The organism is Asanoa sp. NPDC049573, from assembly GCF_040676615.1.
Taxonomy (GTDB): Bacteria; Actinomycetota; Actinomycetes; order Mycobacteriales; family Micromonosporaceae; genus Asanoa.
This window is the reverse complement of sequence record NZ_JBFAPI010000011.1, coordinates 207,255-219,632: the sequence shown is the minus strand read 5'-3', so window position 1 is coordinate 219,632 and position 12,378 is coordinate 207,255. Positions and strand designations below refer to the sequence as shown.

The 12,378-nt window shown below is 71.6% G+C and carries 13 protein-coding genes; 9 read left to right on the top strand and 4 right to left on the bottom strand.

The genetic code is table 11. The features are described 5' to 3' along the window. Positions 1-859: 859 nt before the first annotated feature. From AB0J74_RS24360 to AB0J74_RS24350, 3 genes are all read right to left on the bottom strand, one after another. Positions 860-1,246: a CBS domain-containing protein gene (locus AB0J74_RS24360; RefSeq protein ID WP_363451610.1), complete on the bottom strand. Its 387-nt coding sequence runs from the start codon at positions 1,244-1,246 to the stop codon at positions 860-862. Positions 1,247-1,318: 72 nt separating this feature from the next. Continuing rightward, on the bottom strand, positions 1,319-2,146 hold the full coding sequence (locus AB0J74_RS24355; protein ID WP_363451608.1) for an LLM class flavin-dependent oxidoreductase: 828 nt from the start codon (positions 2,144-2,146) through the stop codon (positions 1,319-1,321). After that, complete coding sequence (locus tag AB0J74_RS24350) at positions 2,143-2,742, bottom strand: hypothetical protein (RefSeq protein ID WP_363451606.1); 600 nt, start codon at positions 2,740-2,742, stop codon at positions 2,143-2,145. The genes AB0J74_RS24355 and AB0J74_RS24350 overlap by 4 nt, the downstream gene beginning before the upstream one ends. Positions 2,743-2,800: 58 nt before the next feature. On the opposite strand from AB0J74_RS24350, the gene AB0J74_RS24345 reads away from it, so the two are divergent. The 5 genes from AB0J74_RS24345 to AB0J74_RS24325 all read left to right on the top strand — a co-directional run bounded on the left by AB0J74_RS24345 (position 2,801) and on the right by AB0J74_RS24325 (position 6,322). Beyond that, positions 2,801-3,292, top strand: a complete 492-nt coding sequence (locus AB0J74_RS24345) for a MarR family winged helix-turn-helix transcriptional regulator (protein ID WP_363451603.1) — start codon at positions 2,801-2,803, stop codon at positions 3,290-3,292. Positions 3,293-3,316: 24 nt separating this feature from the next. Beyond that, a complete protein-coding gene (locus tag AB0J74_RS24340) occupies positions 3,317-3,766 on the top strand; it encodes an NUDIX domain-containing protein (protein WP_363451601.1) in 450 nt (149 codons plus the stop codon). A gap of 78 nt (positions 3,767-3,844) precedes the next feature. Continuing rightward, entirely contained in the window at positions 3,845-4,576 is a 732-nt protein-coding gene (locus tag AB0J74_RS24335; RefSeq protein ID WP_363451599.1) for a phosphocholine cytidylyltransferase family protein, read from the top strand. Next, entirely contained in the window at positions 4,564-5,631 is a 1,068-nt protein-coding gene (locus AB0J74_RS24330; protein WP_363451597.1) for an iron-containing alcohol dehydrogenase family protein, read from the top strand. Before AB0J74_RS24335 ends, AB0J74_RS24330 begins: the two co-directional genes overlap by 13 nt. Beyond that, on the top strand, positions 5,606-6,322 hold the full coding sequence (locus AB0J74_RS24325; RefSeq protein ID WP_363451595.1) for a CDP-alcohol phosphatidyltransferase family protein: 717 nt from the start codon (positions 5,606-5,608) through the stop codon (positions 6,320-6,322). Before AB0J74_RS24330 ends, AB0J74_RS24325 begins: the two co-directional genes overlap by 26 nt. Here AB0J74_RS24325 and AB0J74_RS24320 read toward each other — a convergent pair. Continuing rightward, positions 6,294-7,466, bottom strand: coding sequence for a glycosyltransferase family 4 protein (locus AB0J74_RS24320; protein WP_363451593.1), 1,173 nt, complete (start codon positions 7,464-7,466; stop codon positions 6,294-6,296). The two genes, AB0J74_RS24325 and AB0J74_RS24320, sit on opposite strands and share 29 nt — an antisense overlap. A 26-nt stretch (positions 7,467-7,492) precedes the next feature. On the opposite strand from AB0J74_RS24320, the gene AB0J74_RS24315 reads away from it, so the two are divergent. The 4 genes from AB0J74_RS24315 to AB0J74_RS24300 all read left to right on the top strand — a co-directional run bounded on the left by AB0J74_RS24315 (position 7,493) and on the right by AB0J74_RS24300 (position 12,221). After that, positions 7,493-8,353 carry a DNA-formamidopyrimidine glycosylase family protein gene (locus tag AB0J74_RS24315; protein ID WP_363451591.1) on the top strand — a complete coding sequence of 287 codons (861 nt, stop codon included), beginning with the start codon at positions 7,493-7,495 and terminating at the stop codon, positions 8,351-8,353. Positions 8,354-8,654: 301 nt separating this feature from the next. Further along, entirely contained in the window at positions 8,655-10,157 is a 1,503-nt protein-coding gene (locus AB0J74_RS24310) for a sugar transferase (protein ID WP_363451753.1), read from the top strand. An 82-nt stretch (positions 10,158-10,239) separates the two neighbouring features. Then, entirely contained in the window at positions 10,240-11,457 is a 1,218-nt protein-coding gene (locus tag AB0J74_RS24305; RefSeq protein WP_363451589.1) for a histidine kinase, read from the top strand. Next, positions 11,454-12,221: a LytTR family DNA-binding domain-containing protein gene (locus AB0J74_RS24300; protein ID WP_363451587.1), complete on the top strand. Its 768-nt coding sequence runs from the start codon at positions 11,454-11,456 to the stop codon at positions 12,219-12,221. The genes AB0J74_RS24305 and AB0J74_RS24300 overlap by 4 nt, the downstream gene beginning before the upstream one ends. Positions 12,222-12,378: the final 157 nt, after the last annotated feature.

Sequence of the window (12,378 nt, the reverse complement as noted above, 5' to 3'; positions counted from 1 at the left end):
GGTCCGTTTCGCAGTAACGGCGCCCAGGTGGAGGGCCCCAACGATCATGCACAACCTGACCACGCCCCGGCCGCGGCCCCGCCTCGGCGCGCCGCAGGCGACACGCCGTGAACGGCCTGGTCCACTGGAGATCTAGGAAAGGAAATGCGCCGACCCGCAGCAATTTTTTACCTAGATCTCCAAACCAGGGCCCGGGCCGGGGCTCGGCGGCGCAACGCACGCGGGCGCTGAACGACGCCCAACGGGCGCGAGGCGACGCGGCGCCATGCAACGAGCCCGGGCGCGCAGGACCACCCGACGGGGCGCGGGCCACGCGCGGGCGCTGAACGACGCCCAACGGGCGCGAGGCGACGCGGCGCCATGCAACGAGCCCGGGCGTGCAGGACCACCCGACGGGGCGCTGGCCACGCGCGGACACAGCGCGACGCCCACGGGGGCGCGACGCGACGCGGGGGTCACAGCGCGGCCGGCGCAGAGCGACGCCCAACGGGCGCCACACCACGCAGGGCCCCGCACCCGCACGGACACAAACGACACGCAATGGGCGCCACGCCACGCGGGCCGGACCAACCGCGTGGGCGCGGAGCGACAAGGGCCGGACCAACGCGCGTGGACGCAGAGCCACGCGGGCCGGACCAACGCGCGTGGGCGCAGAGCGACGCGGGCCGGACCCACGCGCGTGGGCGCAGAGCGACGCCCGACGGGGCGGGACGCGCGCGGGGACCGTGCAACGCGTCGCGGACACAGAGCCCACGCCCTTGGTGCGGGGCGGCCCAGGGCGACGCCCAGCCAGGCGCGAGGCGCGCTCGACGTGCGCCAGAGCGACGCGGGGCGGCGCCAGGGAGCCCTGGGTGCGTGGTTAGACGCGCTCGCGGGCGGCGGCCCAGACGCGCATGATGTCGCGGACCGAGACCACGCCGACCACCTCGGTGCCCTCGAGCACCACCAGGTGGCGGAAGCCGCCGCGGGACATCGCGAGTGCCGCCTCCTCAAGTGTCCACTCAGGACCGGCGTAGACCACGTCCCAGGTGATGTGCGCGCCCACGGTCTCGGTGTCGGGGTCGAGGTTGCCGCCGATCGCGTATAGCACGTCGCGTTCGGTCATGATGCCGATCCCCTGCGCGTCGGGATCGATGACGATGGCGGACCCGACCCGGCGCGTGGCCATCATGCTGGCGGCCTGCCGGAGCGTGTGTTCGGGGCCGACCACGAGAACCTGTTTGGACATGGCATCGCGAACCTGCATGACACATCCCCCTTGAAGGTCACGGTACGGACATAGTGGTCCTGCCGGGACAGAACTACAAGACTTGCGTGCTCAGGCCGCCTGTCGTACGCCCGGCATGACCTCGGCCGCGAGCCACCCGACCCGCTGGTCCCGGTCGGCCCCGCTGACCCGGAAGTTGAACGCGGTGAAGCCCAGCCGCACGTAGCCCAGGAGTGTCTCGGTCACCTCGTCGGCACCGCCGGGCGGCACGTCGAGGTGATAACCACAGGTGATCTCCGAAAGATCCCTCCCGGCATCCGAGGCCGCCCGGGCGATGCGGTCGCGCAACGCCGGGATCGTCTCGACCGGCGCGTGGCTGAGCGACGGGATCCACCCGTCGGCGAGCCGGCCGGTGACCGCCAGCGCGCGCGGCCCGAAGGTGCCGACCCAGATCGGGATCGGCCGCTCCGGCCGCGGCGTGATGGTCGCGTCGTCGGTGTGGTGGATCCGCCCGGCGAAGGTCAACGACGGCTCCGTCCACAGTCCGCGGATCACCTGGATGGCCTCGGCCAGGCCGTCGACCTTGTCGCGGGGCGACGGCACGCCGATGCCGAACGCGCGGAACTCGTGGTCGGCCGAGCCGCCGCCCAGGCCCAGCCCGAGCAGCCGCCCGCCGGAGAGCCGGTCGAGCGTCTCGGCCATCTTGGCCACCATCGCCGGCCGGCGGTAGGGCACGCCGAGCACCCGGGGCAGCACCCGCAGCCGGGTGGTGTTGGCGAGCATCCAGGTCAGCATCGTCCAGTTCTCGTAGGTCGGCTCCGTGCCGCACGGGTGGTCGGAGGCCGACACGAAGTCGAAGCCGGCGGCCTCGGCGGTGTGCGCGCCGGCGACCGGGTCGACGTCGGCGGGAACGTCCAGTCCGAACAGGATCCGGGTCATGCTGTTTCTCCATTCGGTGCGATGCGCGGCGCCACGGTCAGCCGGGGCAGGAAGACCCCGACCAGCGGTCCGATGGCCAGCGCGTAGGCGATCGTGCCGAAGCCGACCGAGCCGCCGAGCAGCCAGCCGATCACCAGCACGGTGAGTTCGATCAAGGTGCGGACGAGCCGGATCGAGTGGCCACGGGCGGCGAGCCCGGTCATCAGCCCGTCGCGGGGGCCGGGGCCGAGGCCGGCGCCGACGTAGAGGCCGGTGGCGACGGCGTTGGCCAGGATGCCGGCGATCAACAGCGCGATCCGCGGCGCGAGCGCGTCGAGGTCGGGCAGCAGCCACAGGGTGCCGTCGGTGACCAGCCCGACCACCACGACGTTGGCCACCGTGCCGATGCCGGGCCGTTGCCGCAACGGGATCCAGAGCAGCAGCACCACGATCGCGGTGAGGTTGACGACCAGCCCGATCGAGAGGCCGATCCGTTGTGCGACGCCCTGGTGGAAGACGTCCCACGGGCCGAGGCCGAGGTCGGCCCGGACCATCAGCGCCAGGCTGACCCCGAAGAGCACCAGGCCGGCGAACAGCCGCAGCAATCTGCTTGACATGTCAAGCAGGCTAGCCCGCTTCTGTTTGACATGTCAAGCAGACTGTTACGCTGGACCGATGACCAGGTGGCTGAGCGACGACGAGATGCGGGCATGGCTCGGCTACCGGCGGCTCCGCACGCTGCTCGACCTCCAGATCACCCGCGATCTGGCCGCGGACTCGGGTCTCTCGGACGCCGACTACGACGTGCTCTCCACCGTTTCCGCGGCCGCCGACCACCGGATGCGGCTGGGCGAGTTGGCCGCCGCGATCCGCTGGTCGGTCAGCCGCCTCTCGCACCACGTCAGCCGGATGCAGCAACGGGGCCTGGTCACCCGAGACGACTGCGCCAGCGACGGCCGCGGTGCCACCGTGGTGCTCACCGACCAGGGCTGGGCGACCATCCAGGAGGCGGCCAAGCTGCACGTGGCGTCGGTCCGCGAGCACTTCATCGACCTGCTCGACCCGGCCGACCTGGCCGCGCTGGCCACCATCTCCGACAAGGTGCTGGCCCACCTGGACCAGGTCACTCCGCCCGACCCGGCGCGTAAATCGAGCAAGCGGCCCTGAGGGGGTGTCGGCTAGATTCGGTGCGTGTCGGTCGAACCCTTGCGCTGCGCGGCAGGTGTGGTCGTCGACGACGACGGGCGGGTCTTCATCCAGCGCCGGTCGCCGACCCGCAAGCTCTTCCCAGACACCTGGGACATCGTCGGCGGTCATCTCGAGCCCGGCGAGAGCCTCGACGAGGCGCTGCGCCGCGAGGTCGAGGAAGAGACCGGCTGGCAGGTCTCGATCGTGCTCGCCACGATCGGCGAACACCGCTATTTCGGCGAAGACGGGCTGGAGCGGCTGGAGACCGACTTCCTGATCCGGGTCGATGGCGATCTCGCCCGGCCCCGGCTCGAGGCCGGCAAGCACACCGCGTGGAAATGGATCACTCGCGACGAGGTCGACGTGCTCGACGAGAACAACGGCATCGACGACGGTCTCGTACGCCAGATCGTTGAAGGCGGTTTCGCCCTTTTGCGCCAGATCGGCTTGTAAGCCAACTCGACGCTATCCTCCTGTCGGGAAGAGTTCTCTTCCCGTACACCTAGCTACACGTGTGGAGGCAGCGCCGGGATGATCGGCCTCGTGCTCGCAGCCGGCGCTGGCCGCCGGTTGCGCCCCTATACCGACTCGCTACCCAAGGCCCTGGTGCCGGTGGACGGCGAGACCACCATCCTCGACATCGGGCTGCGCAACCTGGCCGCCGTCGGGTTGACCGAGATCGCGGTGGTGGTGGGCTACGCGGCCGAGACGGTCGAGAAGCGCCGGCCCGACCTGGAGGCGCGCTACGGGGTCACCCTCAACCTGGTCCACAACGAGCGGGCCGAGGAGTGGAACAACGCCTACTCGCTGTGGCTGGCCCGTGACCAGTTCGCCGGCGGGGCGCTGCTGGTCAACGGCGACACCGTGCACCCGGTCTCGGTCGAGCAGACGCTGCTGGCCAACCGTGGCCCCGGCGTGCTGCTCGCCGTCGACGACGTGAAGACGCTCGCCGACGAGGAGATGAAGACCACCTTCGACGACGCCGGCCAGCTCACCCGGATCACCAAGCTGATGGACCCGGCCGCGGCGTTCGGCGAATACATCGGCGCCACGCTGATCGAGGCGTCGGCCGCCGCCGGCCTGGCCGAGGCGCTGGAGGCGACCTGGCGCCGCGATCCCGGGCTCTACTACGAAGACGGCTACCAGGAGTACGCGGACCGCGGCGGCGAGGTCCGCGCGGCCACCATCGGCGACATCCCCTGGGTCGAGGTCGACAACCACGCCGACCTGGCCCGAGCCCGGGAGATCGCGTGCCACTACTAGCCCGCACGGTGACCACGCCGCTGGCCATCGAGGTGCGCCGGGGCGCCGTCGCCGGGATCGGCGCCCTGCTGGCCGACCGGCGGATCTCCGCCGGCGGCGACGTCGCGGTGGTGGTCGGGCCCGGCCAGGGCGACCGGATCGCCGACGCGGTGCGGCCCGGCCTCGGCAACGCCGACGTCTTCCACATCGCCGGCGGCAGCCTCGACTCGGCGCTCGACCTGGGTGAGCGGCTGCGCGGCCGGTCCTACGACGCGGTGATCGGCATCGGTGGCGGCAAGACCATCGACACGACCAAATACGCGGCGTCCCGGTTCGGCATCCCGATGGTGACCGTGGCGACCAGCCTGGCCAACGACGGCATCGCCTCGCCGACCGCGTCGCTGACCCACGGCGGGCGGCAGAACTCCTACGGCGTACACATCCCGATCGCCGTGATCGTCGACCTCGACTTCGTGGAGAACGGGCCGGACCGGCAGATCCAGGCCGGCATCGGCGACGCGCTCTCCGACCTCAACGCGGTGGCCGACTGGGAGTTGGCCCACCGTGAGCGCGGCGAGCCGATCGACGGCCTGGCGGTGACCCTGTCCCGGTCGAGCGCCGAGGCGCTGCTCAACCACCCGGGCAAGATCACCGACGACGCCTTCCTCACCACGCTGGCCGACGCGCTGATCATGGGTGGGCTGGCCAGCGCCGTGCACGGCACCACCCGCCCGGTCAGCGGCGGCTGCCACGAGATCTCGCACGCCATCGACGCGCTCTTCCCCGACCTGGCCTCGCACGGCGAGCAGGTCGGGCTCGGTGCGCTGTTCTGCACCTACCTGCGCGGCGAGCGGGAGCGACTGGCCCAACTGGTCACCTGCATGCGCCGGCACGGCCTGTCGGTCACCCCGGCCGAGTTGGGTCTGACCGACCAGCAGTTCGCGCAGGCGGTCGCGCACGCGCCGTCGACCCGCCCGGACCGCTACACGATCCTCGAGCACCTCGCGCTTTCGCCCACCGAGATCGACACCCGGTTGGAGGGGTACGCCGATGCACTCCGCGACCTTGTCGGCTGAGCGCGCGACGCCGAGCGCCGGCGACTTCTACCGCACCAACCGCGGCGGCGGCCTGTTCAGCGAGGGCCTGAGCCAGCGGGCCGGCGCCGTGTTCGCCGCGGCCGCCTACCGGTTCGGTGTCCCGCCGACCGCGCTGACCGCCGGCAACCTGGTGGTCGGCCTGGCCACCTCGGCCGCCGTCGTCGCGCTGGCCTCGACTACCGCGCCCACCTGGATCGCCGGCGTGGTCGCGCTGCTCGGCTGGCAACTGGCCTACGCCCTGGACTGCGCCGACGGGCAACTGGCCAGGGTGGCCCACCGCACCAGTCCGGCCGGCGCCCGCGTCGACGTGCTCTGTGACATCGCCGTGCAGATCTCGCTGGTCACCGCGCTGTCCGCGGTCGCGGTCGACCAGCGCCCCTCGACGGCCTCGTGGCTGGTCGCCCTGTTCGCCGGCACCTGGATGGTCAACCTGGTCACCTCGGTGATGCAGGCCGGGCCCAACGCCGGCAGCATGGTCACCTCGACCTCGCTGCCGGTGCGGCTGGTCAAGCTGGTCCGCGACTACGGCGCGGTCGTCTTCCTGGCCGGCCTCGTGTTGCTCGTCGTTCCACAGTGGACCATCTGGCTGGTGGTCGGGTTCACCGTCGTCAACGGCTGCTTCCTGGTCGCCAGCATCGCCTTCACCGGGCGGAGCGCGCTGCGGAGCTGACCCGGTCGTAGGCGTCGAGCAACTGCCCGGTGACCACGTCGGGGTGGAACGTGCGTTCGTAACGCAGCCGGGCCAGCGGTGCCTTCGCCGCGGCCTGGGCCCGGGCCACCGGCAGCGCGGCGGCCAGCGCCGCCGGCTCGGCCGGCACCGTCCAGCCGGCGTCGCCGACCAGGTAGGGCACACCGCCGAGCGCGGTGCCGAGCACCGGCCGACCGGCCGCCAGCGCCTCGATCACCACCGTCGGCAGCACGTCGTGCCAGGTGGGGGTGGCCAGCACCACGGCCGTCGCGGCCAGCGCCGCGTCGACGCCGGGGCGGTCGAGGCGGCCCAGGAACTCGACGTCGCCGCGCTGCGCCGCGACCGATTCGACCAGCGGCCGCAGGTCGCCGTCGCCGGCGATGCGCAGCGTGCCGTGTGCCCCGTCGGGGTGCCGCTGCCAGGCGTCGAGCAGCAGCCGGACGCCCTTCTCCTCGGAGAGCCGGCCGGAGAAGAACAGGAAGCCGCTGCCGAGCGGTGCCGGTGGGCCCGGATCGGTGATCGCGTTCGGCTTGACCGTGATCCGCTCGGGCGGTATCCCGTACCCGATCAAATGATCTTTGATGCCGTCGGTCAGCGCGAGGTAGCCGTCGACCGAGCGCCAGGTCGGCCGATGCACGGTCAGCGCGGTCGCCATCACCGCGCTCTGTGCCGCCGAACCCCGGTAGCAACGGTGCCGCACCGCCGGCAACGGCAGCGCGCGGCCACGGCAGTCGTGGCAGATGCCGCCGTCGCGGAAATAGAGCCCGGACGCGCAGACCTGCCGGTAGTTGTGCACGGTCTGGATCACCGGCAGGCCGAACCGGTGCGCGGTCCGGACGATCCAGGGCGAGATCAACGGGTACGGGTTGTGCAGGTGCAGCACGTCCGGCCGGTGTGCCCGGATCAGGTCGGCGAGGTCGCGCTGGGCCTTCGGCGCGTAGATCGGTGAGATCGGCAGCAGCGCCTTGGCCGCCGGCGACATGGCCGCGATCTCGTCGGAACTGCGCAGGAACGGCAGCACCTCGACCCCGGCGGCGGCCAGTTGGCCAATCTCCAGATCGACGATGACGTTCTCGCCGGAGGGCTGGGCCTCGCGATATCGGTTGTGCGCGACGACGACCTTCATGGTGGCGTCAGGCTACCGTTGTCGACGTGCCCGAACTGCCCGAGGTGGAAGCACTCGCCGCATACCTGCGCGACCGCGCCGTCGGTCGCCGGGTCGAGCGGCTCGAAGTGGCCGCCATCAGCGCGCTGAAGACCTACGACCCGCCACCGTCCGCCGTCGCCGGCAAGGAGATCATCGGCGCCGGCCGGCACGGCAAATACCTCGATGTCTTCTTCGAGGGTGGCCTGCACCTGCTGGTCCACTTGTCCCGGGCCGGCTGGCTGCACTACCGCGAGACGTTCCCGAGCAACACGCCGCTCAAGCCGGGCAAGGGCCCGATCGCGCTGCGGGTGCGGCTCGACGACGGGTCCGGTTTCGACCTGACCGAGGCCGGCACGCAGAAACGCCTCTCCGCCTACCTGGTGACCGATCCGGCCCAGGTCGAGCGGGTCGCCACCCTCGGGCCCGACGCGCTCGCCCTCGACCAGCCCACCTTCGCCGCCCTGATCCGGGGGCAGCGCGGCCAGGTGAAGGGCGTGCTGACCGACCAGAAAGTGCTCTCCGGGATCGGCAACGCCTACTCCGACGAGATCCTGCACGCCGCGAAGATGTCGCCGTTCGCCATCACCAACCGGCTCTCCGACGAGCAGTTGGCCACGCTCTACGAAGCCATGCGGACGGTGCTCAACGACGCCGTCAGTCGGTCGGTGGGGCAGAAAGCCGCGGAACTCAAGGGCGAGAAGCGTTCCGGCATGAAGGTGCACGCCCGCACCGGCCTGCCCTGCCCGGTCTGCGGTGACACCGTGCGCGAGGTCTCGTTCGCGACGACGAGCCTGCAGTACTGCCCGACCTGCCAGACCGGCGGCAAGCCGCTGGCGGATCGACGGCTGTCCCGCCTGGTGCGCTGAGTGAGCGCCCGGAAGCCCTGCGTACGAACCTTTTTCGACGCACAACTGACTTCTTCCACCGCCCTCAACTATCGGTATAGTGGCCCGGTCCCGCACCGACGGCGCGGGGACGACCACTCCGGCAGGTCCGGGCGTAATGTCGTCTTCTGTCCACGGTTCAGAGCCGTTGACATGGGAGACTGATGCGGTGGGCGACCCGAGCCCGTACGGCGAGTGGGCGGCACGCGTTAGCCGGGAGGACGTAGGTGAGGTGACGACCAGCCTCGAACGCCCGGTGACCAGCAACGGCCGCGGTGGCGTCGTGCGCCACGTCGACAGCTTCGAGATCCAGGTCCCGCCGCCCCCGCCGCCCAACGGCGTGCCGCGCTCGGCCTGGGCCCGGGCCCGGCGCCGTGTTTCGCGCTGGCACCGCCCATACATCCTGATCCTGCTCGCCCTCGACTACGGCGCCGTGTCACTCGCGAGCTACATCGCGGTCACCGAGTTCGAAAACTCCCGGGTGGGCTTCCAGGACCGCCCCACGCTGTTCACCCTCACCGCCTACCTGTTCCTGCCGCTCGGCTGGATGTTCACGCTGTGGGCCAACGGCGGCTACGACCGGCGCTTCCTGGGGCTCGGCACCGACGAGTTCAAGCGCGTGGTCCGGGCCGGGCTCGTGGTCGCGGCCAGCGTCTCGTTCCTGGCCTTCGCCACGAAGACCGATTTGTCACGTATGACGGTCGGCAGCGCCCTGCTGGGCGGGTTGCTGATCGTCCTCGTCGTCCGCTACCTGGCCCGGCAGGCGCTCCAGCTCGTGCGCAAGCGGGGCGGGCACGCCGGGCACCGGATGATCCTGATCGGCACCCTCCCCGAGGCGCTCGAGGTCTACACCGCCGTCACCCGCAACCCCGCCGCCGGCCTGGTGCCCGTCGGCATCCACATCACCGACGGCTACGCCGCCGCGCGGGGCCTGGAGACGCCGGTCCCGGTCTACGCCGGCCGCGACGTGCTCGGCCTGGTCCGCGAGCTCGGCGCCGACACGATCGCGGTCTGCGGCTCAGCCAGCGCCGAGCCAGGCGAGCTGCGCCGGCTGGCCTGGCAGCTCGAAGGCAGCGGCGTCGACCTGGTCGTCGCGCCACAGCTCACCGACATCGCCGGCCCCCGGGTGCACATCCGCCCCATCGAAGGCCTGCCGCTGCTGCACGTCGAAGAGCCGACCCTGTCCGGCCCGGCGCTGCTGGCCAAGAACATCCTCGACCGGCTGGTCGCCGCGATCGGCCTGATCGTGCTGCTGCCGGTGCTGCTGGTCGTCGCGATCGGCATCAAGATCTCCGACAAGGGCCCGGTCTTCTTCCGGCAGGGCCGGGTCGGTCACGAGGGTCGCACGTTCCGGGTGTGGAAGTTCCGCACGATGTACGTCGACGCCGAAGACCGGCTGGCCGCCCTGGTCGACCAGAACGAGACCGACGGCATGCTCTTCAAGATCCGCGAAGACCCGCGGGTCTTCCCGTTCGGCCGGTTCCTGCGGGCCAGCTCGATCGACGAGCTCCCCCAGTTGGTCAACGTGCTCAAGGGCGAGATGTCGCTGGTCGGCCCCCGCCCGCTGCCGGCCGACGACGGCGACTTCCTCGGCGACGTGCGCCGCCGGCTGCTCGTGCGCCCCGGCATCACCGGCCTGTGGCAGGTCTCCGGCCGCTCCGACCTCTCCTGGGACGAAGCGGTCCGGCTCGATCTCTACTACGTCGACAACTGGTCGCTCGCCTACGACCTGAGCATCCTCTGGCGCACCATCGGCGTCGTGGTCGCCCGCAAGGGAGCGTACTAACACCCAGGATCTGGTCCCGGGTTCGTTTCGCCCTCCCTGGGAGGGCTTCCGTAATCGGTTCCGGGCGGCGAGGATTCCGCCCATGAGTCCGGACCTCTCGGCCGCGGCGGCGGTGCTGGCCCTGGTCAGTGCGCTGGCCGGCGCCGTGTACGCCGTGGTTCGGTTGCGGGCGCGACGCGGCATCGCGACCGCCACCCAGCGGGCCACCTACGAGGTGCTGCACACCGCCGGGTTGGCGGCCGAACCGCTGCGGAACGGGCTCACGCCCGCGAGTGCCGCCAAGGCCGTCCGGTTGTTGCGGGTGTTGGTGGGGGCATCCGGGTTGGCGTTGGCCGATGACAGCACGTTGCTGGCGCTGGACGGCCGCGGCGGGCATCACTCGCATCAGTTGCAGGCCGCGGCCAAGAAGGCCATCGCCACCGGGCGGTCGACCGTGTTACGCCAGGCCGAGCTGCCCTGCGACCGGGTCGACTGCGAGATCCGTGGTGTGGTCGTCGCGCCGATCCGGGCCGCGCCGCCGGTCGCGCTGGTCGCCGTCGCCGACGACCAGCCGGCGCCCGGGCTGGTGCAGGCGACCCTGGAGACGGCCCGCTGGGCGGCCGCGCAACTCGCCCTGGCCGAGCTCGACTCGTCGCGCGAACGGCTGGCCCGGGCCGAGGTCAAGGCGCTGCGGGCGCAGATCAGCCCGCACTTCATCTACAACGCGCTGACCGCGATCGCCTCGTTCGTCCGGACCGATCCGGAACGGGCCCGCGAGCTGATCCTCGAGTTCGCCGAGTTCACCCGCTACTCGTTCCGGGCGCACGGCGAGTTCACCACGCTCGCCGAGGAACTGCGCTCGATCGACCGCTACCTGACCATCGAGCGGGCCCGGTTCGGCGACCGACTCCAGGTGCGGCTGCAGATCGCGCCCGAGGTGCTGCCGGTCAGCCTGCCCTTCCTGTGCCTGCAACCGCTGGTGGAGAACGCGGTGCGGCACGGGCTGTCGCGCAAGCCGGGCCTGGGTATGGTGAGCATCGAGGCCCGTGACGCCGGTGCGGAATGCCACATCACCGTCGAAGACGACGGCGTCGGCATGGATCCCGCGGCGCTCGTCGCCGGGGTGGCCGAGGCGGGCGTGGCCGGGGTCGACGACGCCGGCGCCCACGTCGGTCTGTCCAATGTCGACGAGCGGTTACGGTCGGTGTTCGGCGACCAGTTCGGTCTGGTGGTGGAGACGGGAATCGGGGCGGGAACAAGGGTGAGCATGCGGGTGCCGAAGTTCCACCCGGGCGTCCACGCCGCGGGCGGTGCGGCTTGACCGTCGGCGGTTTCCTGCGCGTGCTGGCCGTCGACGACGAGCCGCCGGCCCTCGACGAGTTGGCCTACCTGCTGCGCGCCGACCCGCGGGTGGCCAAGCTGCACACGGCGGCCGACGCGACCGAGGCGCTGCGGGTGCTCCGCGACACCGACATCGACGTGGTCTTCCTCGACATCCGGATGCCCGGCCTCGACGGCATGGAGTTGGCCCGGGTGTTGCGCCGGTTCGCCCGGCCGCCGGCGATCGTCTTCGTCACCGCCTACGACGACGGTGCGGTCGACGCGTTCGACCTCGGCGTGGCCGACTACGTTCGCAAGCCGGTGCAGACCGAGCGGTTGAGCGAGTCGATCCGGCGGGTGGTCTCCTCGCGGGTGGTGCCGACCCACCCGGCCGCACTGGCCCGCGCCCGCGCCGAGGAAGACCCGACGATCCCGGTCGAGTTGGCCGGCACGACCAGGATGCTGCCCCGCTCCGCGGTGCGCTGGGTCGAGGCGCAGGGCGACTACGCCCGCCTGCACACCGCGGACGGATCCCACCTGGTCCGGGTGCCGCTGGCCACCCTCGCCGACCGCTGGGCCGACGCGGGCTTCGTCCGGATCCATCGCTCCTATCTCGTGCAACTGCGGCTCATCGCCGAACTGCGGCTGGCCAACTCCGGCTACGTGGTGGTCGTCGACGGCGCCGAGCTACCGGTCTCCCGCCGCCATACCCGCGAGCTCAAGGACAAACTGGTCCGAGCGGCCAAACAGGACTGGAGCCGCTGACCGGTCGTCGCCGGGCGACAGTCCGCCCGCGACGCTAGATCATCTCGGTCGAACGGCCGACGACGCGAGAGCGAAGCACCTCTATCCTTCGATCGCCGGCCGCGCACGCTTCCGCGGCCAGCTGGTTGCCGCGCCTCGCCGGGCGGCATTCCAACGG

Excerpts from the sequence above, each read along its gene's own strand:
- AB0J74_RS24360 (WP_363451610.1), bottom strand. The coding sequence starts at position 1,246 with ATGCAGGTTCGCGATGCCATGTCCAAACAGGTTCTCGTGGTCGGCCCC.
- AB0J74_RS24355 (WP_363451608.1), bottom strand. The coding sequence starts at position 2,146 with ATGACCCGGATCCTGTTCGGACTGGACGTTCCCGCCGACGTCGACCCG.
- AB0J74_RS24350 (WP_363451606.1), bottom strand. The coding sequence starts at position 2,742 with ATGTCAAGCAGATTGCTGCGGCTGTTCGCCGGCCTGGTGCTCTTCGGG.
- AB0J74_RS24345 (WP_363451603.1), top strand. The coding sequence starts at position 2,801 with ATGACCAGGTGGCTGAGCGACGACGAGATGCGGGCATGGCTCGGCTAC.
- AB0J74_RS24335 (WP_363451599.1), top strand. The coding sequence starts at position 3,845 with ATGATCGGCCTCGTGCTCGCAGCCGGCGCTGGCCGCCGGTTGCGCCCC.
- AB0J74_RS24325 (WP_363451595.1), top strand. The coding sequence starts at position 5,606 with ATGCACTCCGCGACCTTGTCGGCTGAGCGCGCGACGCCGAGCGCCGGC.
- AB0J74_RS24320 (WP_363451593.1), bottom strand. The coding sequence starts at position 7,466 with ATGAAGGTCGTCGTCGCGCACAACCGATATCGCGAGGCCCAGCCCTCC.
- AB0J74_RS24305 (WP_363451589.1), top strand. The coding sequence starts at position 10,240 with ATGAGTCCGGACCTCTCGGCCGCGGCGGCGGTGCTGGCCCTGGTCAGT.